This window comes from Nesterenkonia cremea (assembly GCF_014642675.1).
GTDB lineage: Bacteria > Actinomycetota > Actinomycetes > Actinomycetales > Micrococcaceae > Nesterenkonia > Nesterenkonia cremea.
In genome coordinates this window covers 97,297-122,113 of the sequence record NZ_BMIS01000005.1, presented here as the reverse complement: position 1 = coordinate 122,113, position 24,817 = coordinate 97,297, and the positions used below count along the sequence as shown (strand labels likewise).

Below are 24,817 nucleotides of genomic sequence, written 5' to 3'. Positions count from 1 at the left end.
ATCCTTGAGAGTCGGCGGCCGCTCTCTGCTTGTCAGCCCGTGTCAGCTGTCGAGGGGGTAGTGCATTCAGCAGAAATCGTCGCCCCGTGGCGGCATATCGGCCTGAGAGACACCGAAAAGTGTGGAAGGTGCCTCTTCTGCAACGCCCGACGCCGGGCGCACCAGTCCCTAGGCAGAGCGAAGGGCCCGAGGTCATCCCAGGATTCCTTGTGCGAACGGAGGGTTTCGCGACACGCGGCAGCGTGGCGCGCTCCGTGAGCTAAGGAGGGGATGCCATCGGGCCCTTCGCGCACCAGATCAGTCGAACTGGGGGAACTCGGTGCGGGAGCGCTTGAGCTCGAAGAAGTACGGGTAGCTGGCCAGGGCGACGGCGCCGTCGAAGATCTGGCCCGCCTCCTCGCCGGTGGGGATGCGGGTGATGACCGGGCCGAAGAACGCCGTGCCGCGGAAGGCGACCACGGGGGTTCCCACGTCCTGGCCCACCAGGGAGATGCCCTCCTCGTGGGAGGCGCGCATGGCGGCGTCGTTGGTGTCCGACTTGGCCTCGTAGATGAGCTCCTCGTCCGGGCCCAGTTCGCGCAGCGCATTGAGCGTGGCGGACTCGAACTCCTTATTGCCGTTGTTGTGGATCTCAGTGCCCACGGCGGTGTAGAACTCCCCGACCTTCTCCTCGCCGTACTTGAGCTTCACGGCGGTGGCCGCCCGGGACGGAATCCACCGCGAGCGCTGCTCCGAGTCCTCCTCCGGCGAGGGATTCTTATGCTCGTTGAGCACGCCCAGGCTCATCACGTTCCAGTGCACCTCAATGTCGCGGATCTTCTCCACTTCGAGGATCCAGCGGGAGGTGACCCAGGCGAAGGGGCACAGGGGGTCGAACCAGAAATCTACGCGCTCAGCCATTGCGGGGCTCCTTTCGGGGAATGGTTTCCAGTCAGCGCAACTGCCCACCCGCGACGGACATTCCTTGCGGGTCTCTCGGCGGTCCTACAGCGGGGCGTCCTCCGGAATGGGGACCTCCAGGCCGAGCAGCGCATTCTCCACGACCTCCATCAGTGCCGGGTGGATCCAGAACTGGCCGCGGGCCACAGTGTGGGCGTCCTGACCGAAGCTCATCGCCTGGACGATGGGCTGGATCAGGTTGGAGGACTGGTAGCCCATGGCGTGGGCGCCCAGGATGGTGCCGTTGCGGCGGTCGGCGATGATCTTGAAGATCCCATAGCTGTCCTCCATGGCCCAGCCGTAGGCGGTGTCACCATAGTTCTGCACCGTGGTGGTGAGGTTCTCGGAGCCGACCTGCTCAGCGGCCTGCGCCTCGGTGAGTCCCACCTGGGCCATCTCCGGGTAGGAGAAGATCGCCGAGGGGATGGCCACATGCCGGGAGGTGCGCAGCCGCTGCGGATTCTCCAGGTTGTGGGCGACCACCCGGGCCTCGTGGTTGGCCACATGCTTCAGCTGGGTCTCCGAGGAGATGTCGCCCAGTGCGTAGAGGCCCTCCACCGGCTTGCCACCGGCCAGCACGCGCTGGTGCTCGTCCACGGCCAGGCGTCCGTCGGTCTCCAGGTCCAGGCCGGCCTCCTCGGCGCCCACCAGGTCCGTGTTGGGGCGCCTGCCGATGGCTACCAGGACCAGGTCGACGTCGTAGTCCTCCTCACGGCCGTCGGAGGTGACCAGCTGGGCGGTCACGCCGGGGTTGCCGGCCACTCCCCCGTCCTGGCGTTCGACGACCGCGCCCAGGGTCCGCTGGTAGAGCACGGTCCAGTTCTTCTCCGCCTCAACGGAGTAGGCCTTCTGGATGTCCTCATCCAGCACGGACATCAGGCCCACGCTGCGGTTGGCCTGGATGACCTCGCTGCCCAGTCCGGAGAAGATTCCGGCGAACTCGCAGGCGATATAGCCGCCGCCCAGGATCAGCACCCGATGGGGCAGCTCGTCGATCCGCATGATCGAGTCCGAGGTGTGCACCTGGGGCAGGTCGATGCCGGGCACCTGGGGCTTCACCGGCCGGGATCCGGCGGCGATGACCAGCTGCTCGGTCTCCGCAGAGGTCCCGTCCTCCGCGGTGAAGGCGAAACGTCCTGACGCCCGACGCCGGCTGAGCAGGTCGGGAGCCAGGGTCACCTTCTGGGAGATGAGCTCCACATTCTCCAGCTCCACGTCCCGGTAGTTGCGGCCACCCTCTGAGATGGCGTCAACCCGGGAGAAGATCCGGTCCCGCATGCCAGGCCAGTCCACCGACTCGACCTTCAGGTCCACATCGACCCGGGCCGCCTCCTCAGGCCCGCGGGCCAACGCTGAGGGGCGGACGAACATCTTGGTGGGGATGCATCCGACGTTCAGACAGGTTCCGCCGAAGGCGCCGGTGGAGCCGATGCCCTTATCGGCGAGCACGACCTGCTTGTCCTCCCAGTAGGGAGTGATCAGGGAGTTGCCGGAGCCGGAGCCGATGATTCCAAGGTCTGCGGTGACTGGTGTGGACATGCCCCTATTCAATCACCACGAGGAGGTCTCCGCCGTCGACCTGCTGCACCCCGTCGATGACGGCGCGGCTGACCGTTCCGCCCACCGGAGTGGTGATGCCGGCCTCCATCTTCATGGCCTCGATGGTGGCGATGTTCTGCCCGGCCTCCACAGTGTCTCCCTCTTCCACGGTGAGGGTGACGGCCCCGGCGAAGGGTGCCGCCACCTGGCCCTGGCGGGAGGGGTCCGCCTTCTCGGCCGAGCGCACGGCGGCCTCCACGCTCTCGTCGCGGACCATGACCTGGCGCTGCTGTCCGTTGAGCGTGCAGATGACCGCCCGCATCCCCTTCTCATCGGGTTCGGAGATGGTCTGCAGGGTGACCAGCAGCCGCACTCCGGTGCCCAGGGAGATGACGTGTTCCTCCCCGGTGGTCATCCCGTAGAGGAAGTCGCGGGTGTGCAGGACGATGATGTCTCCGTAGCGCTCCTTATCGGTCTCGTAGTCCCGGGTGGGTCCGGGGAAGAGCAGCCTGTTGAGCGTGGCCCGGCGCAGGGCACCGGGTTCTGCGAGCGCGGCGGCGTCCTCCGGGATGAGCGTCTCGTCCAGCGGTTTGACCGTCCGGCCCTCCAGTGCGCGGCTGCGGAAGGGCTCGGGCCATCCGCCGGGCGGGTCTCCCAGCTGTCCGGCCAGGAACTGGATGACCGAATCGGGCAGGTCGAAGGACTGCGGGTTCTGCTCGAACTCGGCGGGGTCCACGCCCATGCCCACCAGCTGCAGGGCGAGGTCGCCCACCACTTTGGAGGAGGGGGTCACCTTGACCAGGCGTCCGAGCATGGTGTCGGCGGCGTGGTACATCTCTTCGATGTCCTCGAACCGCTCCCCCAGTCCCAGTGCCATGGCCTGCTGCCGCAGGTTGGAGAGCTGGCCGCCGGGGATCTCGTGGCGGTAGACCCGGCCGGTGGGGCTGGGCAGGCCGGATTCGAAGGGCCGGTAGATGGCGCGCACGGCCTCCCAGTAGGGCTCCATGGAGGCCACGGCGTCCAGGCCCAGGCCGGTGTCCCGCTCAGTATGCTCCAGCGCGGCCACCAGCGCCGAGGCCGGGGGCTGGGAGGTGGTGGAGGCCATGGAGGCGGTGGCGACGTCGACGGCGTCGACCCCTGCCTCGGCTGCGGCCAGCAGCGTGGCCAGCTGCCCTCCGGCGGTGTCGTGGGTGTGCAGGTGCACCGGCACCTCGAAGCGCTCGCGCAGAGCGGTGACCAGGGTCTTGGCCGCACTCGGGCGCAGCAGCCCGGCCATGTCCTTGATGGCCAGGATGTGGGCGCCGGCCTCGACCATCCGCTGAGCGAGGTCCAGGTAGTAGTCCAGGGTGTAGAGGCTCTCCTGCGGGTCGGAGAGGTCGCCGGTGTAGCACAGCGCGGCCTCGGCCACGGCGGTGCCGGTCTTCCGGACCGCCTCGATGGCGGGGATGATCTGGTCCACGTCGTTGAGCGCGTCGAAGATCCGGAAGATGTCCACACCGGTGGCGGCCGCCTCGGCCACGAAGGCATCGGTGACCTCCAGCGGGTAGGGGGTGTAGCCCACAGTGTTGCGCCCGCGCAGCAGCATCTGGATGGGGATGTTGGGCAGCTCAGAGCGCAGCAGGGCCAGACGCTGCCACGGGTCCTCGGAGAGGAAGCGCAGGGCGACGTCGTAGGTGGCCCCGCCCCAGGCCTCCACGGAGAGCAGCCCCGGGGTCACATGCGCGACGGCGGGCGCGGCGGCCAACAGGTCACGGGTGCGGACGCGGGTGGCCAGCAGCGACTGGTGGGCGTCGCGGAAGGTGGTGTCGGTGACCGCCAGCGCCTGCTGCTCACGCAACCGACGGGCGAAGCCCTCGGGCCCCTCCGATTGGAGGACCTGACGCCATCCCTCCGGCTTGGGGTGCTTGGAGGGCCCGTCGAAGGGGCTGCGGTCGGGCTCCTCGTATTTGTCTCCGGGGAACCGCGGCAGCTTATCGCGCGGGTCGATGCCCTCGATCCGCGGCCCATGCGGCTGGTTCACGGTGATGTGGGCCAGGTACTGCAGGGCCTTGGAGCCGCGGTTCTGTGAGCGGTTGACCTGGGTCAGCTCCGGGTGGCGGTCGATGAAGTCGGTGGCCACATCCCCGGCCAGGAACTCCGGCTCATCCAGCACGTTCATGAGGAAGGGGATGTTGGTGGCCACTCCGCGGATGCGGAACTCGGCCAGGGCGCGGCGGGCCCTGCGGACGGCGGTCAGGTGGTCGCGGCCGCGGCAGGTGAGCTTCACCAGCATGGAGTCGAAGTGTGGACTGATCTCCGCGCCGGCGTAGACCGTGCCGCCGTCGAGCCGGATGCCCGAGCCGCCGGCCGAGCGGTAGGCCGCGACGGTGCCGACGTCGGGACGGAAGTCGTTGGCCGGGTCCTCTGTGGTGATGCGGCACTGCATGGCTGAGCCGCGGATCTGCAGGTCCTCCTGGCGGATGCCCAGGTCTTCCAGGGTCTCCCCCGCGGCGATCCGCAGCTGGGAGGCGACCAGGTCGATGTCGGTGATCTCCTCGGTGACGGTGTGCTCCACCTGGATGCGCGGGTTCATCTCGATGAAGACATGCTGACCGGCCCGCTCACCGGCGGTGTCCAGCAGGAACTCCACGGTGCCGGCGTTGCGGTAGACCATGGCCTGCGCGAAGGCCACAGCGTCCCGGTAGAGCGCCTGCCGGACCTCCTCGTCCAGCTGCGGCGCCGGGGCGATCTCGACGACCTTCTGGTGGCGGCGCTGCAGGGAGCAGTCGCGTTCGAAGAGGTGGACCACGTTGCCCTCCCCGTCGGCCAGGACCTGTACCTCGATGTGCCGGGGCCGGACCACGGCCTGCTCCAGGAAGACGGTGGCGTTGCCGAAGGCGGTCTGTGCCTCGTTCATCGCGGCCCGCAGAGCCTCCGGGAGGTCCTCACGGTGTTCCACCCGGCGCATGCCGCGGCCTCCGCCGCCGGCCACTGCTTTGACGAAGATGGGGAAGCCGATCCGGTCGGCCTCGGCGATCAGCTCCTCGGGGTCATCGGAGGGATCCGAGCTCTCCAGCACGGGGATGCCGGCCTTCTTGGCCGCCCGCAGCGCACGGATCTTGTCTCCGGTGGACTCCAGCACATCGGCCGGCGGTCCGACGAAGGCGATGCCGGCTTCTTCAGCGGCACGGGCCAGCTGCGGGTTCTCCGAGAGGAAGCCGTAGCCGGGATAGATGGCGTCGACCTCAGCGTCCTCGGCCACCCGAATGATCTCCTCGACATCGAGGTAGGCCCGGACGGGGTGGCCCTCCTGGCCGATGCGATAGGCCTCGTCGGCCTTCTGACGGTGGAAGGAGTTGCGGTCCTCGTGGGGGTAGACCGCCACAGTGCGCGCGCCGAGCTCGACGCCGGCCCGCAGGGCTCGGATCGCGATCTCGCCGCGATTGGCGACCAGGATCTTGGAGAACATCGTGTTCCTCTCTGCCAGATGGGAGAAGCAGGCCACGCCATTGTGACCTGCCGGGGATGACGATACCCCTCCCAGAGTCCCTATGGTGTGTGCGACGCCACATGACAGTGGCGAACCGCACGGAGGGTCAGGATGCGGGAAGACGGGACAGTGATTACCGTTGAGCGCAGAAGAGAACCCCACCTCTGCAGCAAGGAGCGACCATGATTCTCATCGCCGTGAAGTTCCAGGTGAAGCCGGAGCTGGCCGACCAGTGGCCCGAGATCACCCGCGAGTTCACCGAGGCCACCCGCAATGAGCCCAAGAACAAGTTCTTCGAGTGGTCCCGCAGCTTGGAGGACCCCAACGAGTACGTCCTGCTGGAGGCATTCGAGGACGACGGCGCCGAGCCGCACGTGAACTCCGACCACTTCAAGAAGGCCACCAGCGAGGAGGGCCCGATGTTCAACGCCCTGGTCTCCACCCCCAAGATCATCTCCCGCCAGATCGAGGGCGATGACTGGGATGAGATGGGCGAGATGAAGGTCTCCTGACCTGCGCTGAGCACGATCGGCCGCGCCGATCTGATCAGGCCCCCGTGGTGATCACCACGGGGGCCTCTTCTATCCCTATGATGGAGGGGTGCAGATCATGAGCGTGTCCAGCTTGAAAGGCGGGGTCGGGAAGACCTCGGTCACCATGGGCCTGGCGTCAGCCGCCCTCCAGCGCGGAGTCAGGACTCTTGTCATCGACCTCGACCCGCATGCTGATTCCACCACGGGCCTCGCCGTCTCCCGCGGCGCCGGCACCGAGGCCGGTCAGCTGCTGCGCGATGCGAAGAAGGCGCAGGTCACCGAACACACGGTGCGCTCCGGCTGGGTGGATTTCCTCCCGGAGGAGGAGCGGGCCGAGGCCGTGCTCGACGTGGTTCCCGGCTCTGCGCTCTCGGCGACCTTCGACCGTCCGGACATCCGGCCGCGCGATATGCGGCGGCTGCGCACCCTCCTGGAAGGTGTCACCGGTTATGACCTGGTCCTGGTGGACTGTCCGCCGTCGCTGGCCGGACTGACCCGGATCGCCTGGGCGGCCTCGACCCAGGTGCTGCTGGTGGCTGAGCCCAGCCTGTTCTCCGTGGCCGGCACCGAGCGCACTATGCGCGCCATACGGATGTTCTCCAACGAGTACGCCCCGCAGCTGACCCAGGCCGGCGTGGTGGTCAACCGCGCACGCGCCGATTCGGCCGAGCACGAGTACCGCCTCCTGGAGATGGAGCGGCTGTACAAGGACAAGCTGATGCTCCCGGTCCTGGAGGAGAACGCCTACTGGCAACAGATCCAGGGTGCGGCCTACCCGGTCCACCACTGGCCCGGAGATCAGGCCCGCGACCTGGCTAAGTCTTTCGACCAGCTGCTGCGCCAGCTGGTCTGAGCAGCAGGAGCGCATGAAAAAAGCGCCCCTCGGGGCGCTTTTTTCATGCTCGGCGGTTACACCCGCTCAGGAGGCCTGGCGGCGCGCCCGCATCTTAGCGAGCTCGTCCTGACCTTCGAAGGCGTCCAGCGTGGGCTGCACACCCTCTGCCGCCTGCTCCTCGGGATCCTCGGAGCGCTCACGCGGGAACTCTGCCAGGCTGCCCTCGACCTCGCGCCATACACGGCCCACGGCGATGCCGAAGACGCCCTGTCCGCCTTGGACCAGATCGATGACCTCGTCCGGGGAGGTGCATTCGTAGACCGAGGCACCGTCAGACATCAGGGTGATCTGCGCCAGGTCGTCCACACCGCGCTCACGCAGGTGCTCGATGGCGCTGCGGATCTGCTGCAGGGAGACTCCGGTGTCCAACAGGCGCTTGACCACTTTGAGGACCAGGATGTCCCGGAAGGAGTAGAGACGCGCCGAGCCGGAGCCCGAGGCGTTGCGGAGGGAGGGCTGCACGAGCTTGGTGCGCGCCCAGTAGTCCAGCTGCCGGTAGGTGATCCCGGCGGCGGAGCATGCGATGGGACCGCGGTAGCCCATCTGCTCGTCGAGCTCAGGCATACCGTCGTCGAAGAGACGCTGCTGCACGGTCGTCACAGCGTTCTCGGTAGCCTCACGCGATGCGCGTGAGTGGAAATCCAGACTCACCTCATACCCTCCTGCAGTCTTCTTCCTCCACGGTATTGCCCCGAGAGTCCGTGGCCAAAGACATTCGCTCCACAGCCTACGGCGTGTCGCCCGGCAGCGCCAGAGTCAGCTGCGGAAATCATCGGGGCCCGCCGAATCGAGGAACTTCTGGAACTCCTCGATCTCCGCCTCAGAGATGGGCCCTTTGGACTGGGCGGGCCGGTCGGCAGGATCCGACGACGCCGCCTGCTCACCGTCGGCGGAGACGGTCCTGAAGCGCGGAGTCACCGCGACGGCGGCCAGAGTGTTCTCATCCATGGTCACCGGACAGTTGACCCGCACCGCCACGGCGATGGCATCGGAGGCACGGGCATCCAGGATGTGGCCGCCGGTCAGGGTGATCGTCCCGGAATAGGTCTGAGAGTCCAGCAGCCCGATCTCAATGGTCTCCACTCCCCCGCCGAGGCCGTTGAGGGCATCCACCAGCAGATCATGGGTCAGCGGGCGGGGCGGGGTCCTGCCCTCCATAGCGGCGGCGACGGCATTGGCCTCCGCAGCACCGACCATGATGGCCACGTGCTGCTTCTCGGTTCCCTCGGCAGCGCCGCGCAGCACCAGGACGGGCTGTTTGGAAGGAAGCTCCACGCGCACTCCGACCACGTCCAGCGGGATCTGCTGGTCATCCATACATCCAGTGTAGGCAGTGGCGCGGCTCGCGTCAGCTGAGGAGCTCTCAGTTCTTGTCGAGCTGCTCCACTGCGGAGTCCATCATCGAGGAGCGCAGGTCCTTCAGGCACTCCAGCATCTCCTTGGAGGACTCGGCCACACGCGCCCGGGCGGCAGCGTCCTTGCGTGCGGCATGCGGGGCCATGGCCCGGCCGATCAGATCCAGCTCCGCATCAGCCGAGCGGCGCAGTGTGACCAGGTGCTTGGGCTCCAGCCCATAGCGCGCCAGGACCCGCACCGACTTCACGGCCTTGAGGTCGTGGTGGCTGTAGTTGCCCTGCCCATCAGCCTTGATGATCCGGAACTTCTCCAGCGTGTCGAGCATGCCGCGCGTAGCCCCTGACTGTGCGCGCAGCTCCTTGCGGCTCAGCGGCCGGATTCGCCCGGTGATCTGGGCGGCCATCTCATTGGTGACCTCCCGCGGACCCACCGGGGCGGCGTCGGGAAGCTCCTCCGGCTGCTCGCCGGCGTCCAGGGCGTCCATCGTCTTCTTGATGACGTCCAGGGGCATATAGCGGTCCCGCTGCAGCGCCAGGATGAAGCGCAGCCGCTCCACATCCGCTGCCGAGTACTTGCGGTAGCCCGACGCCGTACGCGCCGGCTCCACCAGATCCCGCTCCTCGAGGAAACGCAGCTTGGAGGCTGTCAGATCAGGGAATTCGTTCTGCAGCTCGCGCAGAACCTCGGAGATCGTAAAGACATGCGAGTTCGCCGGATCGTCGGCATCAGCCGACGACTTCGGCTTCGGCACAGGCGAAACACTCACTGCGTATCCTCTTTCGGGCTCAGGGGAAGGAAAGAAGTCAGCCCCAGGATAACGTGCTGAGGAAGAGATGGTCGGTATTTGGAACAGCCGCGCACTGCTGCTGGGAGCAGCTCCTATTTGGAGCCGGCGTAGTAGGTCAGCCGGAACTTGCCGATCTGGACCTCATCGCCGGGCTTGAGCTGGTAGCGGTCCACGCGGTCGTGGTTGACGTAGGTGCCGTTGAGGCTGCCCAGGTCTTCGATCTCGAAGCCGCCGTCCACGCGGTGGAAGTTCAGGTGCCGCCGGGAGACCGTCACATCGTCGAGGAAGATCTCGGCGTCAGGGTGGCGGCCCGCAGTGGTGACATCCTGATCCAGCAGGAAGCGGGCGCCCTGGTTGGCGCCGCTGTGGGCGATCAGCAGCGCAGAGCCTTCCGGCAGTGCGCTGATCGCCTCATGGTCGCTCTCGGAGAGGCTCGGCTCAGACGGGCCGACCGCCGCCGGCGGAAGCGAGATGCTCGTGGTCTCGGCAGCGCTGTCATGGGCAACAGGACGGGTCTCCCCGTGCCTGTCGGGTCCCTCAGATGTCCGGCCGTCCTCCTGGCCGAAGGGTGCGGTCTCCATCATGACCTCCTCTCCCCGTGGATCGATGATCTCTCAGCCTACCTGGTTTTTGTAGTCGTCGGCAGTGAGCAGGGAGTCCAGCTCGGAGGCGTCGCTGAGCTTCACGTCAAAGAGCCAGCCCGCGCCGTAAGGGTCCTTGTTGATGGCGGCCGGATCTCCGTCCAGCCCCTCGTTCACGGCCACGATCTCGCCGCTGACCGGGGCGTAGATGTCGGAGACCGACTTGGTGGATTCCACCTCGCCGATGACATCGCCGGCGGAGGCGGTGGATCCGGCCTCCGGGTGCTCCACGTAGACCACGTCGCCCAGGGCATCCTGGGCGAAGTCGGTGATGCCGACGCGCACCACACCGTCGGTGTCCGTGGTGGACACCCACTCGTGCTCGGCGCTGTACTTCAGCTCAGCTGGGATATTGCTCATCGCTTCGGCTCCGCTCCTGGTGAGGCGTCGATTTCTCTCACCTGACAACTTAGCACCTCTGGTCAGTCCTTGACCGCGCCCTGGGTCAGACCGGACACGATCTGACGCTGGAAGAGGATCACCAGGATGACCACCGGAATGGTCACCACGATGGCCGCGGCCGAGATCGCTCCCGTAGGCTGCTCGAACTGCGAGTCGCCCACGAAGAAGGCCAGAGCAGCCGGGACCGGACGCGCCGCCTCCGTGGAGGTCAGGGAGATCCCGTAGACGAAGTCGTTCCAGGCGATGAAGAAGGCGATGATCGCCGCGGTGAACACACCGGGTGCCGCCAGCGGGACGATCACCAGGCGGAAGGCCTGCCACTGGGTGGCGCCGTCGATGGATGCCGCCTGCTCAAGCTCCCAGGGGATCTGCTTGAAGAAGGCCGAGAGCGTCCAGATGGAGATCGGCAGGGTCAGCGACAGATACGGGATGATCAGCCCGAGCCAGGTGTCATAGAGTCCGATGCTGCGCCACAGGTTGAACAGGGGGGTCACCACCGAGATCACCGGGAAGATCGAGACCGCCAGGGCGGTGAAGAGGATGAACCGCTTGCCCGGGAAGTCCAGCCGCGCGATCGCATAGGCGCACAGCGTGGCCAGCACGACTGCTATGACCGTGGAGATCAGGGTGATGCCGATGGAGTTGCGCAGCGCGCTCAGGAAGAGCGTCTGAGCCTCCCCCACGAAGATCATCTCGTAGTTCTGCCAGGTCCAGTTCTGCGGCCAGAACGTGCCGGCACCGACATCGGCCGGGGTCTTGAAGCTGTTGGCGAAGATCGCGACCACCGGGAACAGCGCGTAGATGAACACGACGACGGCGATCAGGGCCCAGATGCCCTTCTGCTTAGGTGTGAGACGAGTCTTGATCATCTACTTGGTCTCCTTCTTCTGCCCGGCGTTGGATCCGGTCCCCTCGGCCAGGTTCACCTTGAAGCCCTTGACTGCGACCACAGCGATGAGCACCACGCAGACGAACATGATCACCGACACGGCCGAACCCAGGCCGATCTCCAGGCGCATGATCGACTGGCGGTAGGCCAGCAGTGAGAGGACTTCGGTGCCGGCGTCGCCGTTGGTCATGATGAAGACGTTGTCGAAGATGCGGAACGAGTCCAGGGTGCGGAAGAGCACCGCCACCATGATCGCGGCCTTCATATTCGGGATGACCACACGGGTCAGCTGCTGCCACCAGTTCGCGCCGTCCACCTTGGCGGCCTCCAACAGGTCGTCCGAGACCTGCGCCAGACCGGCCAGCAGGAGCAGTGCGATGAAGGGGGTGTTCTTCCAGATCTCAGAGGCGATGATGACCGCCAGGGCGCTCCAGGTCTCGGCGAACCAGTCCATCTCCTCGCTGATGCCCGGCACCCAGGAGAACCAGCGGTTCACGAACCCTGAGTTGATGTCGAACATGTAGTACCAGGCGAAGGCCGAGACCACGGTGATGATGCCGTAGGGAACCAGGATCGCAGTGCGCAACGAGCCGCGCAGCTGGACGATGGCCCGGTGCATCAGCAGGGCCAAGGCGAAACCGATGACCAGCTGCACCGCCACGGCGAGCACAGTGATCAGGATGGTCACGAGCATGGCTCGCCAGAACACATCGGTGCTGGAGAAGACCGTCAGGTAGTTCTGCAGGCCGACGAAGTCCCGCTCGTCCGGGGCCGTCAGACGCAGGCTGAACAGCGAGTCGTAGACCGCCTGGGCGATGGGATAGGCGGTGACCAACAGCATCACCACGAAGGCCGGGCCGGCCAGCATCCAGCCGAGCCGCACCTCCTGCCTGCGCCGGTCCTGCTGGGTCACCAGTTTGGCGCGCTTATCAGTGGTCGCAGTGCTCACAGCAGACGCTCCCCTCGCAGAACCTCACCGATGTGCTCATCCGCAGTGCCCGGCGTCGTCTCCGGATCCACGCCGCTGAGCGGACTGAACTGATCCTGCAGCGTCTCGGAGATCTCGTTGTAGAACGGGGTCTGCGGACGCGGAGCGCCGTTGTCGATGGACTCACGGATGTCATCGGCCATCGGGAACTCCTCGGCGATGGACGGATCGTCGAAGGCCGCCTCGGAGGAGGGTGGGTTGCCGTTGGTCAGGAAGTACTCGGTCTGCCGCTCCGGAGAGACGATGCACTCCACTGCGTCATAGGCCAGCTCCGGGTGCTCCGAATCTGCCCCTACGCCGAGGTTGATGCCGCCCAGCGGCGGCGCGGAGGCAGTGCCCTCCTCCATCTGCGGATACTGGGTCCAGGCGATGTCGTCGAGGACCTCCTGATCCAGGGTGCCCTCCTCCACACCAGCGTTGGTGGCCGCCCAGATGAAGGGCCAGTTGACCATGAAGGAGCCGTTGTCACCCTGGAAGAGACGCATGGCCTGCTCCTCATCCATCGAGGAGATGCCCGGTCCGCCCAGGCCCTCCTCCCCGATGGTGGAGAAGACCTCAGCGGCCTGCTGGCCGGCCTCGGAGTCCAGAGTGGTCTCCACATCCTCGGCCGGAGCCTGCGGATCCTCCAGGATGGACTCACCCTGAGACTCCACCAGCGCATTGATCCACACGGAGATGGACTCGCCGCGCACGCCGTGGACGCCCAGGTAGGTGTCGGTGCTCTCGGCGGCCTGCATGATGTCGTCCCAGGTGACCTCGCCGTCCATGTCCAGGCCGGCCTCCTCGGCCACCGACTCGCGATACCAGAGCAGCTGAGTATTGGCCCAGAACGGGACGGAGACGATCTCATCGTCCCAGGTGGCGCTCTGCAGCGAGCCCTCCAGAGTGTCCTCCGTGGTCCGCTCGGCCACGTCATCGGGCACAGGAGCCAGGAAGTCCGGCTCGGCGAACTCCGGGACGAAGACAGGGTCCAGGGACATGATGTCCAGGGAGGAGTCGCCCGCAGCCAGGCGGCGGGCCAGCTGCTCACGCTGGGAGGGGGCGTCAGCGGGAAGCAGAGAGGTGCGGATCTCGTATTCGCCGTCGGCCTCTTCGGTGCACTGCTCCGCGATGACGCGCTGGCCGCCGTCGTCGGGGTTGATGTACCAGGTCAGTACGGGGGTGCCCTCATCGGCCCCGCAACCGGTCAGCAGCAGCATGGCCGCGGAAGCCGCACCAGCGCCCCTCAGGGCGAGCTTGGTGGGGATCCGTCGCGGTTCCGTCATGGATCGCACCTTCCCCTCGTGGAGCCGCCGGGCATATCAGCACCTCGGTGACTCTGCTCACGTTCACAGTTCCGGTCGAATATACACCGGTGACATGGTGCGGAACACATTCCACCACACGTTCTCAATGAATGAGATGGGGAAAATCCTGGTCGATCCAGGTCAGGGGATCAGGCCGACTTCTTGCGCAGCTTCTTCTGCTCGTCGTGGGTGATCAGCTCAGGCTCAGCACCCTCACGCACCGTCTCCTCAGTCACCGTCACAGCAGCGACGTCGTCGCGGGAGGGAAGGTCGAACATCAGCGGATTCAGCACGCCCTCCAGGATGGAGCGCAGGCCACGGGCGCCGGTCCCCCGGGCCTCGGCCTGCTCCACCACGGCACGGAGCGCGCCCTCGGTGAACTCCAGCTCGACACCGTCGATGGCGAACATCTTCTGATACTGCTTCAGCAGAGCGTTCTTCGGCTCGGTCAGGATGCTGACCAGAGCATCGGAGTCCAGGTCCTCCACTGTGGCGACCACAGGCAGGCGGCCGATGAACTCGGGGATCAGACCGAATTTGTGCAGGTCCTCCGGCTCGACGTCGGCGTAGCTGGCCTCACCCTTGGTGATGGTGTTCAGCGGAGCACCGAAGCCGATGCCCTTGCGGCCGGCGCGAGACTCGATGAGCTCCTCCAGACCGGCGAAGGCACCGGCCACGATGAAGAGCACATTGGTGGTGTCGATCTGGACGTACTCCTGCTGGGGATGCTTGCGCCCACCCTGCGGAGCAACCGAGGCGGTGGTTCCCTCGAGGATCTTCAGCAGCGCCTGCTGAACACCCTCGCCGGAGACGTCGCGGGTGATGGAGGGGTTCTCCGATTTGCGCGAGATCTTGTCGATCTCGTCGATGTAGATGATGCCCTGCTCGGCCTTCTTCACATCGCCGTCGGCGGCCTGGATGAGCTTGAGCAGGATGTTCTCCACGTCCTCGCCCACATAGCCAGCCTCGGTCAGCGAGGTGGCGTCGGCGACGACGAACGGGACCTGCAGCTTCCGCGCAAGGGACTGCGCCAGGTAGGTCTTGCCGGATCCGGTGGGGCCCAACATCAGGATGTTGGACTTGCCGATCTCGACATCGTCCAGTGGGCCCTTCTCCAGGGATGCGGTCTTCTTGGCGGAGCCGGTGGCCTGGATGCGCTTGTAGTGGTTGTGCACCGCGACGGCCAGGGAGCGCTTGGCGGGATCCTGGCCGATCACATACTCGTCCAGGTAGCTCTTGATGTCCGCCGGAGTGGGGAGCTCGAAGTCATCGGGCTCCTGCACCTCGTTGAGGTACTCTTCGATGATCTCGTTGCAGAGCTCGATGCATTCGTCACAGATATAGACGCCGGGTCCGGCGATGAGCTTATAGCGGACCTGCTTCTGGCTCTTGCCGCAGAACGAGCACTTCAGCAGATCTGCGCTCTCCCCGATACGTGCCATGGACGTGAATCCCCTCAGCGACTGACGAAACGTAGTACCCATCTAGGGTACGTGACAGAGACAGCACCGGCGGTGACCGCCATGCAGGCAGGTCACCGCCGGTGCTCAGAGTATGGCTGTGCCGTGGATTCCGCAGCTCACACGGGAAGCTTGCGGGACTCCAGGACCTCGTCCACCAGGCCGTAGACCTCGGCCTCGGCGGCGGAGAGGAACTTATCGCGGTCGATATCCTCGCTGACCTGCTCAGCCGTCTTATCGGTGTGCTGGGCCAGCACCTCCTCCATCCAGGTGCGGATGCGGCGGACCTCATCGGCCTGGATGGCCAGGTCGGTGGCGGTTCCGCGCTGGCCGCCCATGGCCGGCTGGTGGATCAGCACGCGCGCGTTGGGCAGCGCCAGGCGCTTGCCGGGGGTGCCGGCGGCCAGCAGCACAGCCGCCGCGGACGCGGCCTGACCCAGGCAGACCGTCTGCACATGCGGACGGATGAACTGCATGGTGTCGTAGATGGCGGTCATCGCGGTGAAGGAGCCGCCGGGCGAGTTGATGTAGAGCGTGATGTCCCGCTCGGAGTCCATGGACTCCAGCACCAGCAGCTGCGCCATGATGTCATCGGCGGAGGCGTCGTCCACCTGGGTGCCCAGGAAGATGATGCGATCCTCGAAGAGCTTCGCGTAGGGGTCGTTGCGTTTGAAGCCGTAGGGGGTCCGCTCCTCGAACTGCGGGAGGATGTAGCGGCTGTCCACGCCCGGGGCCGCGGGGGCGCCCGGCATGGGCATCGCCTGCGGAGTCTGATTGAGATCGAAGTTCATGAAAGCTCCTTGAATGTCCTGTTCTGGCCGCTGACTCGTTCGTTCTCTCAGACTCCGCCGCCGCCGGAGACGGTGGAGGAGCGCTGGGCGATCTTGTCGAAGAAGCCGTATTCGAGGCCCTGCTGAGCGGTGAACCACATGTCGCGGGCGTTGTCCTTCAGGATGGTCTCGATGGACTGACCGGTCTGCTCCGCGGTCAGCTCCGCCATGACCTGCTTCATGTGCTGGATCAGCTCGGCCTGGATGCGGACATCCGACTCGGTGCCGCCGATGCCGCCCGAGGGCTGGTGCATCAGGACGCGTGCATGCGGGGTGGCGAAGCGCTTGCCCGGGGTGCCCGAGGACAGCAGGAACTGTCCCATGGAGGCCGCCAGGCCGGTGGCCACGGTCACCACGTCGTTCGGGATGAACTGCATGGTGTCGTAGATGGCCATGCCTGCGGTGACCGAACCGCCCGGGGAGTTGATGTAGAGGTAGATATCCGCCTCGGGGTCCTCAGCCGACAGCAGCAGCATCTGCGAGCAGATGGCGTTGGCGTTGTCGTCGCGGACCTCCGAGCCGAGCCAGATGATCCGCTCTTTGAGCAGCCGGTTGTAGATGTAGTCGTCCCGGGATGCCGGGTCCACGGTCTGCATCGTCGGCGGGGTTTGCATGCTGGGGCTCTCAGTCATGGACAGCTCCTCCACTGGATGTCTCGAGAAGAATTCGGATACGACATTACTTGCTCTGGGGCCCGCGGTCCCTCCCGGCGCGGGACTGTTCGCTGTTGGGCGAAGGCGGCGCAGATGCACGAAGCCCCGCATCCGTCGGCGGATGCGGGGCTTCGGATGCCTGGGCTCAGGCGGAGATCACTTCTCCTCGGAGGATGCCTCCTCTGCGGGGGCCACCTCCTCGGACTCCTCCTCCTGGCCCTGCGGGGTCACGAAGTCGGTCAGGTCGACCTCTGCGCCCTTGCTGTCCTTGACGGTGGCCAGCTCGAGCACCTTGGCCAGCGCCTTGCGGCGGCGGACCTCGCCCATGATCATGGGCACCTGGCCGGCCTGGTCCAGCATCTGGGCGAACTGGTTGGGCTCCATGCCGTACTGGCCGGCGGTGGAGACGATGTACTCGATGACCTCGCTCTGGTCGACGCCGATCTCTTCCTTCTCGGCGATCTCATCCAGCACGATCTCGTTGCGGAAGGCGTCGCGGGTCTGCTCCTCGATCTCCGCGCGGTGCTCCTCGGAGTCGTGATCGTCACCGGTGGTGTGGCCCTGGCCGGAGAAGTGCTGCTCGACCTGCTCGGAGACCACGGACTCGGGGACGGGGACCTCGACAAGCTCCATGAGCTTCTCGAGGACCTTGTCGCGGGCCTCCACGCCCTGTTCGACGACGACGTTGTCCTCAGCCTTCTTCTTCAGGTCCTCCTTGAGCTCGTCGATGGTGTCGAACTCGGAGGCCATCTGGGCGAACTCGTCGTCGGCCTCGGGGAGCTCGCGCTCCTTCACCGCCTGGAGAGTGACCTTCACGGAAGCCTGCTGGCCGGAATTCTCGCCGCCCTGCAGAGTGGTCTCGAAGGTGGCGTCCTCACCGGCGGAGAGGCCCTCCAGGGCCTCGTCGATGCCCTCGAGCATGGTGCCTGCGCCGACCTGGTAGGACAGGCCGGTGGCGTTGTCCACCTCTTCCTCACCGACGGTGGCGACCAGGTCGATGGTCACAAAGTCATCCTTGGCGGCGGGGCGCTCGATGTCCTTCAGGGTGCCGAAGCGTCCGCGCAGCTCGTCGAGCTGCTCCTGGACAGCGGCCTCGTCGGCCTCGCGCACCTCGACCTCGACCTCCAGTCCGGAGTAGTCGGGCAGCTCGATCTCGGGCTTGATGTCCAGCTCGCCGGAGAACTTCAGGACACCCTCATCGGTCTTGGTGTCCGGAATCTCGTCCACCTCGACCTCGGGGCGGGACAGCGGGGTGATGCCGGCCTCGGCAAGACCTGCCTGGTAGAACTCCTGCAGGTTGTCATTGATGGCCTGCTGGATCACGTACTCGCGGCCGATGCGCTGATCGATGATCGGAGCCGGCACCTTGCCCTTGCGGAAGCCGGGGACCTGAACCTGCTGGGCGATGCTGGTGTAGGCCGCCTTGATCTTCGGCTCAAGCTCCTCCGAGGACACCTCGATGGTCAGCTTGACTCGAGTCGGGTTCAGATTTTCAACGGTGCTCTTGACCACGTGGGGGCTCCTGATTGATGACGACTGATCTGTCTGACGCGGCCCATGCCGCCGTCGGGAAGACAGGATTTGAACCTGCGACCTCTCGCTCCCAAAGCGAGCGCTCTACCAAACTGAACTACTTCCCGCAGTGCCATTGACCATAGAGTCGGCACGGACCGATCTACAATAGCGTGTCCGCCGCGACGGCGGCGAATCGCACCTCCTCCGCAGGGCGCACAGCCGGCCTGTTCGCCTCGGATACGCGAAGAGGCGCCGCCACCTGGTGACGACGCCTCCCGTGCGATCCTCCTCGGAGCTGTGGGCCCCCCGGGACTCGAACCCGGAACCTACAGATTAAGAGTCTGGTGCTCTGCCAGTTGAGCTAGAGGCCCGTCTTCGCGGGCTCCAGAGGATCTCTGCGATGCTGCCCCGATCGCTCCGGGCAACGACATAAAACTTTAGCACCGGTCCTGAGAGGACGCCAACTCGAGCTCAGGGTGATCCTGATCTCACCCTATTCCGCAGTCTTCAGTAGGCTGACCGTGCGAGGCGGAACGCGGCTGGGATCCGCGCCGTCACGCGCCGAACGAACCACTTCACGCGCATCGCTTCGAGGAGCAGCCATGACTCAGCAGCCCGGTCAGCCCAGCGACCCGAACCAGCCGGACCCGAACCAGCCGGACCCGAACCACCCGCAGAGCGGTCACCCCCAGGGAGAACAGCCCCAGGGCCAGCCGCCCCAGCCTCCGCAGGGCGGGCAGCCGCCCCACCCCTGGCAGCCGGGACAGCCGCCGAGCCCGTATCAGCCGCATCCCGGCCAGCCCCATCCGGGCCAGCAGAGCCAGAGTCAGGCCGCCGCCACTGAGGCGAAGGGCTTCTTCGGCGCGCTGTTCGACTTCAACTTCGACAGCTTCGTCACGATCAAGTTCATCAAGTTCATCTACATCCTCTCCAGCGCCTTCCTGGTGCTGCTGTGGCTGTTCTATGTGGTGGCAGGCTTCGTCTGGGAGCCCGCCGCCGGTGCCACGGCTCTGCTGCTGGGCTGGATCCCGGTGATCCTCTACGTGATCTGGATCCGTGTGGTCCTGGAGTTCCTGGTCAGCACTGTGCGCACTGCGCAGAACACCTCAGCCATGCAGGAGGAGTTCCGCGGACTGCGCGAGGTGCTCAGCCGCCGCTGATGGGCACAGAGCCCGCACAGCTGCAGATGGATGGGGCCCGGACCGGGAGCGCTCAGGACTGCTCCCCGGTCTGGGCCTCCACTGTGTCCATGAAGAAGTCGATGAACTCGTAGAAGTCCTCCACGTCCCAGCGCTGCTCGATCCGTGCCTGGGGCATCTCCTCGAAGACCACCGAGCTGCACATGCGCAGCCCCACCCGGTATCCGGTGGAGAAGATGATCTCCACTCCCTCATCATCGGTGGCCAGTCCGGCCAGATTGGTGAGGTTCACCGTGGCCGGCACCGAAGGGACCGGCTCGGCGTCGTTCTCTGCCGCGGCACGGGGCAGAGCCTCGCGCAGATCCACCGGGCAGAGCACCAGCTCCACCGGCTGACGGCGGTAGCCCACCAACAGATGCCTTGCGGAGGCGGCCCGCTGCTGGGCCGAGGAGTCGGCGTCGTCGATCTCTTCAGGGGCGGCGGCGCAGCGATTGGCCGCATAGAGGATGTTGTAGGAGCCGAAGTTCATCACCGAGGCGTCGAAGGTCCCGCGCAGGGCATGCATCAGTCGTTCCGCGGCCTCGTCGCGCTCCGTGATGGTCGCCATGCCGCAAAGTCTACGGACCGTGTATGACCGGCGCGTAAAGTGGGGGCCATGACTGAGCAGAAGAACACTCCCGACGACGCCGGACGCCTCTCCGCAGGCGACGCCGCCCCCGACTTCTCCCTGACCTCCGCAGACGGATCCACCGTCTCACTGAAGGACCTGCGCGGACAGAAGGTCATCACCTACTTCTATCCCAAGGCCTCCACCCCGGGATGCACCACCGAGGCCTGCGACTTCCGCGATTCGCTGCAGTCGCTGGTGGGTGCCGGCTACACCGTGCTGGGCATCTCCCCGGACCCGGTCTCCGCACTGGAGAAGTTCGCCGATGAGCAGGATCTGAACTTCCCGCTGCTCTCCGATGAGGGCCACGCCGTGGCCGAGGCCTACGGCGCCTGGGGCGAGAAGAAGAACTACGGCAAGGTCTCCGTGGGTCTGATCCGCTCCACTGTGGTCATCGACGAGGAGGGCACCGTGGAGCTGGCCCAGTACAACGTGAAGGCCACCGGCCACGTGGAGCGCCTGCGCACCAAGCTCGGCGTCTGAGACGCTCCCGGCTCTCAGAGCCAGTAGAATGGTCAGCCGCGTCCGGACTGCATGTGATGCATCGCCGGGCGCGGCAGGCGCGAGTGGCGGAATTGGTAGACGCGCTGGATTTAGGTTCCAGTGTCTTTGACGTGCGGGTTCAAGTCCCGCCTCGCGCACCGTGATGTCGAGATGATGAGAAACGGAGCCCAGATGGCTGAGATGGACCGGAGACGCTTCTTCGGCGTCACCGGCGCAGCCGTTGCCACCTCGGCCCTGGCGCTGCAGCATGACGAAGCCTCCACCCCGGTGAACCCGGCTGAGCAGAGCGAACATGGAACTCCGGAGAACGCCATCGTCGTCTCCGCCGTCTCCGAGGTCACCTCCCTGGACCCGGCGCTGGCCGTGGACACTGAGACCGAGCGGATCTGCCGGCAGGTCTTCGAGACGCTGGTGGGCATCGAGCAGGAGACCGGCAGCACCGCTCCCCTGCTGGCCGCCGGCTGGGAGATCAGCGACGACCAGCTGACCTACACCTTCGAGCTGCAGGAGGGCGTGACCTTCCAGGACGGCTCCGAGCTGACGGCCGACGTCATCGTGGCCAACTTCGAGCGCTGGGGCCGGCTGGATGAGATCTACGGCGACGAGGTCCTGGACACCACCGTCCCGCTGGCCTTCGCCTCCGTCTTCGGCGGGTTCATGGGCGATGAGGACTGCGTGCTGGAATCGGTGGAGGCCGATGACGAGCACACCGTGGTGCTCACCCTGACCGAGCCGGTGGTCTTCCTGATCCAGGCGCTGACCCTGCCCGCTTTCGGGATCGTCTCCGCCGAGACCCTCTCCGATGACGATCCCGAGCAGGTCTCGGAGAATCCCGTGGGCACCGGCGCCTACCAGGTGATCTCCACCGAGGGCGGCCAGATCGTGCTGCGCGCCTTCGAGGACCACTGGAACGGAGCGGCCCAGGTCGAGCAGGTCACCGTGCGCTCCATCCCCCGCTCCTTCGACCGGCTGCGCGAGCTGCAGCGCGGTCAGCTGGACGTCTATGACTACGTGACCGCGGACAATCTGCGGACCCTGGTCCAGTCGGGCCGGATGTTCCTGCAGCGCGACCCGTTCTCCGTGCTCTACCTGGGCTTCAACCTGGAGCATCCGGTGATGTCGGATCCGCTGGTCCGCGAGGCGGTGGCCCGGGCGGTCAACCGCGGCTCCCTGGTGCAGAACCACTTCCTGGAGGGCACCAGCACCGCCCACCAGTTCACCCCGGCCGCGCTGGGTGTGCACTCCGAGGAGGCGCTGCGCTTCTCCATGAACAGGGATGAGGCCGAGCGCCTGCTCGAGGAGAGCGGCTACGACGGTGAGGAGCTGCCGTTCTTCTACCCGATGAACGCCACGCGCAGCTATCTGCCCCAGCCCGAGGCGATCTTCGCCTCCATCGCCCGGGACCTGACCCGGGTGGGAATGAACGTGGTGCCGCGGCCTGTGCCGTGGAACGACAGCTATGTGGACAGCCTGCTGGCCGACGAGGACCGGGCCATGCATCTGCTGGGCCGCAACGGCGGATACCGCTCCCCGCACTCCTTCTTGGGCCCGCTGTTCTCCTCGGTGACCTCTGAGTTCAACTATGACAACGAAGAGGTCCGCGACCTGATCCATCAGGCCCGCAGCGAGACCCAGGAGGACTCGCGCAACGACCTCTACCGCGAGGCTGCCGAACTGATCGCCGAGGACATCCCGGCGCTGCCGCTGGCCTACCCGATCTCCGGGCTGGCGCTGGGTCAGAACATCGTGGACTACCCCTTCTCACCGGTGCTGCACGAACTGTTCCGGGACATCGTTCCGCAGTGATGTCATCTGATTTCTTCCCCTGAACCGGGCGCGGGTAAAGTCTCAGACGAAACAGGGGGCAGCCGCTCCGGCGCAGCTGCCCGTGGGGACCGACAAGGAGAATTCTGTGGCCACGTCAACGAGGACCAGCACATCAGACTCAAGCGCAGCGGCGGAGAAGTTCGACGTCGTCCTCATCGGAGGCGGCATCATGTCCACCACGCTGGGCACTCTGCTGCAGGAGCTGGAGCCCCACTGGTCCATCGGCCTGTTCGAGACCCTCGACCAGCCCGGCCAGGAGTCCTCCGACCCCTGGAACAACGCCGGCACCGGCCACACCGCCTACTGCGAGCTGAACTACACCCCGCGCGGCGCCGACGGCACTGTGGGCACCGCCAAAGCCGCCGGCATCGCCGAGCAGTTCCACGTGTCCCGTCAGCTCTGGTCCCACTGGGTGGAGCAGGGCACGCTGGGCTCTCCCCGAACCTTCATCAATGCGCTGCCGCATATGAGCTTCGTCTGGGGCGATGAGAACGCCGACTACCTCAAGGACCGCTACGAGGCGCTGAAGGCAGAGCCTCTGTTCAGCCACATCCAGCACACCGAGGACCAGGCCGAGATCGAGTCCTGGGCCCCGCTGCTGACCGGAGGCCGCGACGCCGAGCAGCGCGTGGCCGCCTCCAAGTTCGACAACGGCACCGATGTGGACTTCGGCGCCCTGACCCGCCAGATGGCCGACCATCTGGGCAGCCAGGGCGTGGAGCTGCGCTACGGCCACGAGGTCCAGGACCTCTCCCGCGGCAGCGACGGCCGCTGGGAGATGAAGGTCAAGAACCGCTCCGCCGGCGAGAAGCGCACCGTCTCGGCCCGCTTCGTCTTCGTCGGCGCAGGCGGCGGCGCACTGCATCTGCTGCAGTCCTCGGGCATCGAGGAGATCAAGGGCATCGGCGGTTTCCCCGTGTCCGGCCAGTTCCTGCGCGCCACCGACTCCGAGGTCATCGAGCAGCACCACGCCAAAGTCTACGGCCTGGCCACGGTGAAGAACGCTCCCCCGATGTCGGTGCCGCACCTGGACACCCGGTTCGTGGAGGGACGCCGCTCCCTGATGTTCGGCCCCTACGCCGGCTTCTCCACCAACTTCCTGAAGCAGGGCTCCTACTTCGATCTGCCCTTCTCCGTGCGCCCGCACAACCTGCTGCCGATGATGCAGGTGGGCATGGACAACACCGGCTTGGTCAGCTACCTCATGAAGGAGGTGACCAAGTCCCACAAGCAGAAGGTGGAGCAGCTGCGCGACTTCTACCCCGACGCCGAGGGCGAGGGCTGGGAGCTGGTCCACGCGGGTCAGCGCGTGCAGATGATGAAGAAGGACGCCAAGGGCCGCGGTGTGCTGCAGTTCGGCACTGAGCTGGTCACCGGCGGCGACGGCTCCATCGCGGGTCTGCTGGGCGCCTCCCCCGGAGCCTCCACCGCTCCCTCGATCATGTTCAAGCTGCTCGAGCGCTGCTTCCCCGCGCAGCTGGAGGGATGGAAGCCCAAGCTGCAGGAGATGGTGCCCTCCTACGGCCACCTCCTCAACGAAGAGCCCAAGCTGTTCGAGGAGATCTCCGCGGCCACCAGCGAGACCCTGCAGCTGGACAGCTGAGCCGGGGCCTTCTGTGGGCACGCTGCGCTATCCGGCGCCGGAGTCCTTCCGGACCGATCTCGGCCTGACCGTCCATATCTGGCGCGGCGCTGAGGACTCTGGGGGAAGCGCTGGCGCGCGCTCCGGCGGCGCCGGTGCTGCCGGCACTCACGCTGAGGGTGCTGGCGCTGACACCGCCGCGCCGGTGCTGCTGATCCATGGGTTCGCCTCGAACACCCTGTTCAACTGGGTGAAGACCGGGTGGCTGGATCCCTTGGCCGGCCTCGACGCCGACGGCTCCGGTGCGGCCTCACGCACAGTGCTCTCCGTGGACCTGCCCGGCCACGGCGCCTCCAAGGAGGTGGATCCGGCCGAGATCCGCAGTGCCGACATCCTCGATGACCTCCACGAGATCATCGCTGAGCAGGTGGGCGCCCCGGCGGCGCTGCACGGCTATTCGATGGGCTCCCGACTGGCCTGGCAGTTCGCGCATGACTATCCCCAGGACGTGGTGTCTCTGGTGATGGGTGGATCCCCGGTCTCCGATGATGTCTACCGCGTTGACGCCGAGCAGGCTCGCACCTGGGCCGCCGGCGGACCTGAGCCCGCCGATGAGCTCACCCGGAGATACGTCACCGTGGCGGCGGCTCTGCCGGATCAGCACCTGCCCCATGTGGTGGAGCTGCGGCTGAGCCTGGCCCGGGACCACTATGCCCCGGAAGACGCCGTCCCCTCAGTGCCCACACTGGTGGTGGCCGGAGAGAAGGACCCCATCGCCGCCGGAGCTCAGCAGCTGGCCGACTGGGTGCGCGGCACCGGCGCAGAGGCGGAGTTCGTGGAGATCCCGGGCCGCAATCACGTCAGCGTACTGACCTCGCGGGACTATAAGCGCGCCGTCCTCGACTTCCTCTGAGGC

Annotated in this window: 23 protein-coding genes and 3 tRNA genes; 8 read left to right on the top strand and 18 right to left on the bottom strand. The window is 66.3% G+C overall.

The window, feature by feature from the left end:
• Positions 1–297 precede the first annotated feature (297 nt).
• From IEW85_RS07225 to IEW85_RS07215, 3 genes are all read right to left on the bottom strand, one after another.
• Positions 298–900: a mycothiol-dependent nitroreductase Rv2466c family protein gene (locus IEW85_RS07225; protein WP_188684156.1), complete on the bottom strand. Its 603-nt coding sequence runs from the start codon at positions 898–900 to the stop codon at positions 298–300.
• A gap of 84 nt (positions 901–984) precedes the next feature.
• Positions 985–2,478: a mycothione reductase gene (locus tag IEW85_RS07220; RefSeq protein ID WP_188684154.1), complete on the bottom strand. Its 1,494-nt coding sequence runs from the start codon at positions 2,476–2,478 to the stop codon at positions 985–987.
• Between the two features lie 4 nt (positions 2,479–2,482).
• Positions 2,483–5,926, bottom strand: coding sequence for a pyruvate carboxylase (locus IEW85_RS07215; RefSeq protein WP_188684152.1), 3,444 nt, complete (start codon positions 5,924–5,926; stop codon positions 2,483–2,485).
• Between the two features lie 203 nt (positions 5,927–6,129).
• On the opposite strand from IEW85_RS07215, the gene IEW85_RS07210 reads away from it, so the two are divergent.
• Positions 6,130–6,459 carry a putative quinol monooxygenase gene (locus tag IEW85_RS07210; protein ID WP_188684150.1) on the top strand — a complete coding sequence of 110 codons (330 nt, stop codon included), beginning with the start codon at positions 6,130–6,132 and terminating at the stop codon, positions 6,457–6,459.
• Positions 6,460–6,547: 88 nt separating this feature from the next.
• Positions 6,548–7,333 (top strand): ParA family protein, encoded by a 786-nt coding sequence (locus IEW85_RS07205; protein ID WP_188684148.1) that lies wholly within the window; start codon positions 6,548–6,550, stop codon positions 7,331–7,333.
• A 66-nt stretch (positions 7,334–7,399) separates the two neighbouring features.
• Here IEW85_RS07205 and IEW85_RS07200 read toward each other — a convergent pair whose 3' ends face one another.
• The 14 genes from IEW85_RS07200 to IEW85_RS07135 form a co-directional block, all read right to left on the bottom strand.
• On the bottom strand, positions 7,400–7,939 hold the full coding sequence (locus IEW85_RS07200; RefSeq protein WP_188684309.1) for a MerR family transcriptional regulator: 540 nt from the start codon (positions 7,937–7,939) through the stop codon (positions 7,400–7,402).
• A 192-nt stretch (positions 7,940–8,131) separates the two neighbouring features.
• On the bottom strand, positions 8,132–8,692 hold the full coding sequence (locus IEW85_RS07195; protein ID WP_188684146.1) for a bifunctional nuclease family protein: 561 nt from the start codon (positions 8,690–8,692) through the stop codon (positions 8,132–8,134).
• A gap of 46 nt (positions 8,693–8,738) precedes the next feature.
• Complete coding sequence (gene ftsR, locus IEW85_RS07190) at positions 8,739–9,482, bottom strand: transcriptional regulator FtsR (RefSeq protein ID WP_188684144.1); 744 nt, start codon at positions 9,480–9,482, stop codon at positions 8,739–8,741.
• A 128-nt stretch (positions 9,483–9,610) separates the two neighbouring features.
• A complete protein-coding gene (locus tag IEW85_RS07185; protein ID WP_229658877.1) occupies positions 9,611–10,102 on the bottom strand; it encodes an FHA domain-containing protein in 492 nt (163 codons plus the stop codon).
• Between the two features lie 30 nt (positions 10,103–10,132).
• Positions 10,133–10,519, bottom strand: a complete 387-nt coding sequence (gene gcvH, locus IEW85_RS07180) for a glycine cleavage system protein GcvH (protein ID WP_188684141.1) — start codon at positions 10,517–10,519, stop codon at positions 10,133–10,135.
• A 62-nt stretch (positions 10,520–10,581) separates the two neighbouring features.
• Positions 10,582–11,430 (bottom strand): carbohydrate ABC transporter permease, encoded by an 849-nt coding sequence (locus tag IEW85_RS07175; protein ID WP_188684139.1) that lies wholly within the window; start codon positions 11,428–11,430, stop codon positions 10,582–10,584.
• The gene (locus IEW85_RS07170; protein WP_229658876.1) at positions 11,431–12,399 is read right to left on the bottom strand and encodes a carbohydrate ABC transporter permease; all 969 of its coding nucleotides are present in this window, start codon (positions 12,397–12,399) and stop codon (positions 11,431–11,433) included.
• Entirely contained in the window at positions 12,396–13,703 is a 1,308-nt protein-coding gene (locus IEW85_RS07165) for an extracellular solute-binding protein (protein ID WP_188684136.1), read from the bottom strand. The genes IEW85_RS07170 and IEW85_RS07165 overlap by 4 nt, the downstream gene beginning before the upstream one ends.
• A gap of 170 nt (positions 13,704–13,873) precedes the next feature.
• Complete coding sequence (clpX, locus tag IEW85_RS07160; RefSeq protein WP_188684134.1) at positions 13,874–15,166, bottom strand: ATP-dependent Clp protease ATP-binding subunit ClpX; 1,293 nt, start codon at positions 15,164–15,166, stop codon at positions 13,874–13,876.
• Between the two features lie 137 nt (positions 15,167–15,303).
• Positions 15,304–15,942, bottom strand: coding sequence for an ATP-dependent Clp protease proteolytic subunit (locus IEW85_RS07155; protein WP_308420873.1), 639 nt, complete (start codon positions 15,940–15,942; stop codon positions 15,304–15,306).
• An 80-nt stretch (positions 15,943–16,022) separates the two neighbouring features.
• Positions 16,023–16,610, bottom strand: coding sequence for an ATP-dependent Clp protease proteolytic subunit (locus IEW85_RS07150; protein ID WP_188684303.1), 588 nt, complete (start codon positions 16,608–16,610; stop codon positions 16,023–16,025).
• A gap of 213 nt (positions 16,611–16,823) precedes the next feature.
• Positions 16,824–18,179: a trigger factor gene (gene tig / locus IEW85_RS07145; RefSeq protein ID WP_188684132.1), complete on the bottom strand. Its 1,356-nt coding sequence runs from the start codon at positions 18,177–18,179 to the stop codon at positions 16,824–16,826.
• A gap of 54 nt (positions 18,180–18,233) precedes the next feature.
• Positions 18,234–18,307: transfer RNA gene (locus IEW85_RS07140), tRNA-Pro, on the bottom strand.
• Positions 18,308–18,480: 173 nt separating this feature from the next.
• A tRNA-Lys gene (locus IEW85_RS07135) sits at positions 18,481–18,553 on the bottom strand.
• A gap of 231 nt (positions 18,554–18,784) precedes the next feature.
• Between IEW85_RS07135 and IEW85_RS07130 the strand changes: the two genes are divergently transcribed.
• A complete protein-coding gene (locus tag IEW85_RS07130) occupies positions 18,785–19,342 on the top strand; it encodes a DUF4282 domain-containing protein (RefSeq protein ID WP_188684131.1) in 558 nt (185 codons plus the stop codon).
• Positions 19,343–19,394: 52 nt separating this feature from the next.
• Here the strand turns inward: IEW85_RS07130 and IEW85_RS07125 are convergent, their stop codons facing one another.
• The gene (locus IEW85_RS07125; protein ID WP_188684129.1) at positions 19,395–19,928 is read right to left on the bottom strand and encodes a hypothetical protein; all 534 of its coding nucleotides are present in this window, start codon (positions 19,926–19,928) and stop codon (positions 19,395–19,397) included.
• A 48-nt stretch (positions 19,929–19,976) separates the two neighbouring features.
• On the opposite strand from IEW85_RS07125, the gene bcp reads away from it, so the two are divergent.
• The 5 genes from bcp (at position 19,977) to IEW85_RS07100 (ending at position 24,814) form a co-directional block, all read left to right on the top strand.
• Positions 19,977–20,471, top strand: a complete 495-nt coding sequence (gene bcp / locus IEW85_RS07120) for a thioredoxin-dependent thiol peroxidase (RefSeq protein WP_188684127.1) — start codon at positions 19,977–19,979, stop codon at positions 20,469–20,471.
• A gap of 77 nt (positions 20,472–20,548) precedes the next feature.
• Positions 20,549–20,629, top strand: a tRNA-Leu gene (locus IEW85_RS07115).
• A gap of 34 nt (positions 20,630–20,663) precedes the next feature.
• Complete coding sequence (locus tag IEW85_RS07110) at positions 20,664–22,298, top strand: ABC transporter substrate-binding protein (RefSeq protein ID WP_188684125.1); 1,635 nt, start codon at positions 20,664–20,666, stop codon at positions 22,296–22,298.
• 106 nt (positions 22,299–22,404) lie between these two features.
• Positions 22,405–23,922: a malate:quinone oxidoreductase gene (locus IEW85_RS07105; protein ID WP_188684123.1), complete on the top strand. Its 1,518-nt coding sequence runs from the start codon at positions 22,405–22,407 to the stop codon at positions 23,920–23,922.
• A gap of 13 nt (positions 23,923–23,935) precedes the next feature.
• Positions 23,936–24,814 (top strand): alpha/beta fold hydrolase, encoded by an 879-nt coding sequence (locus IEW85_RS07100; RefSeq protein ID WP_188684121.1) that lies wholly within the window; start codon positions 23,936–23,938, stop codon positions 24,812–24,814.
• Positions 24,815–24,817: the final 3 nt, after the last annotated feature.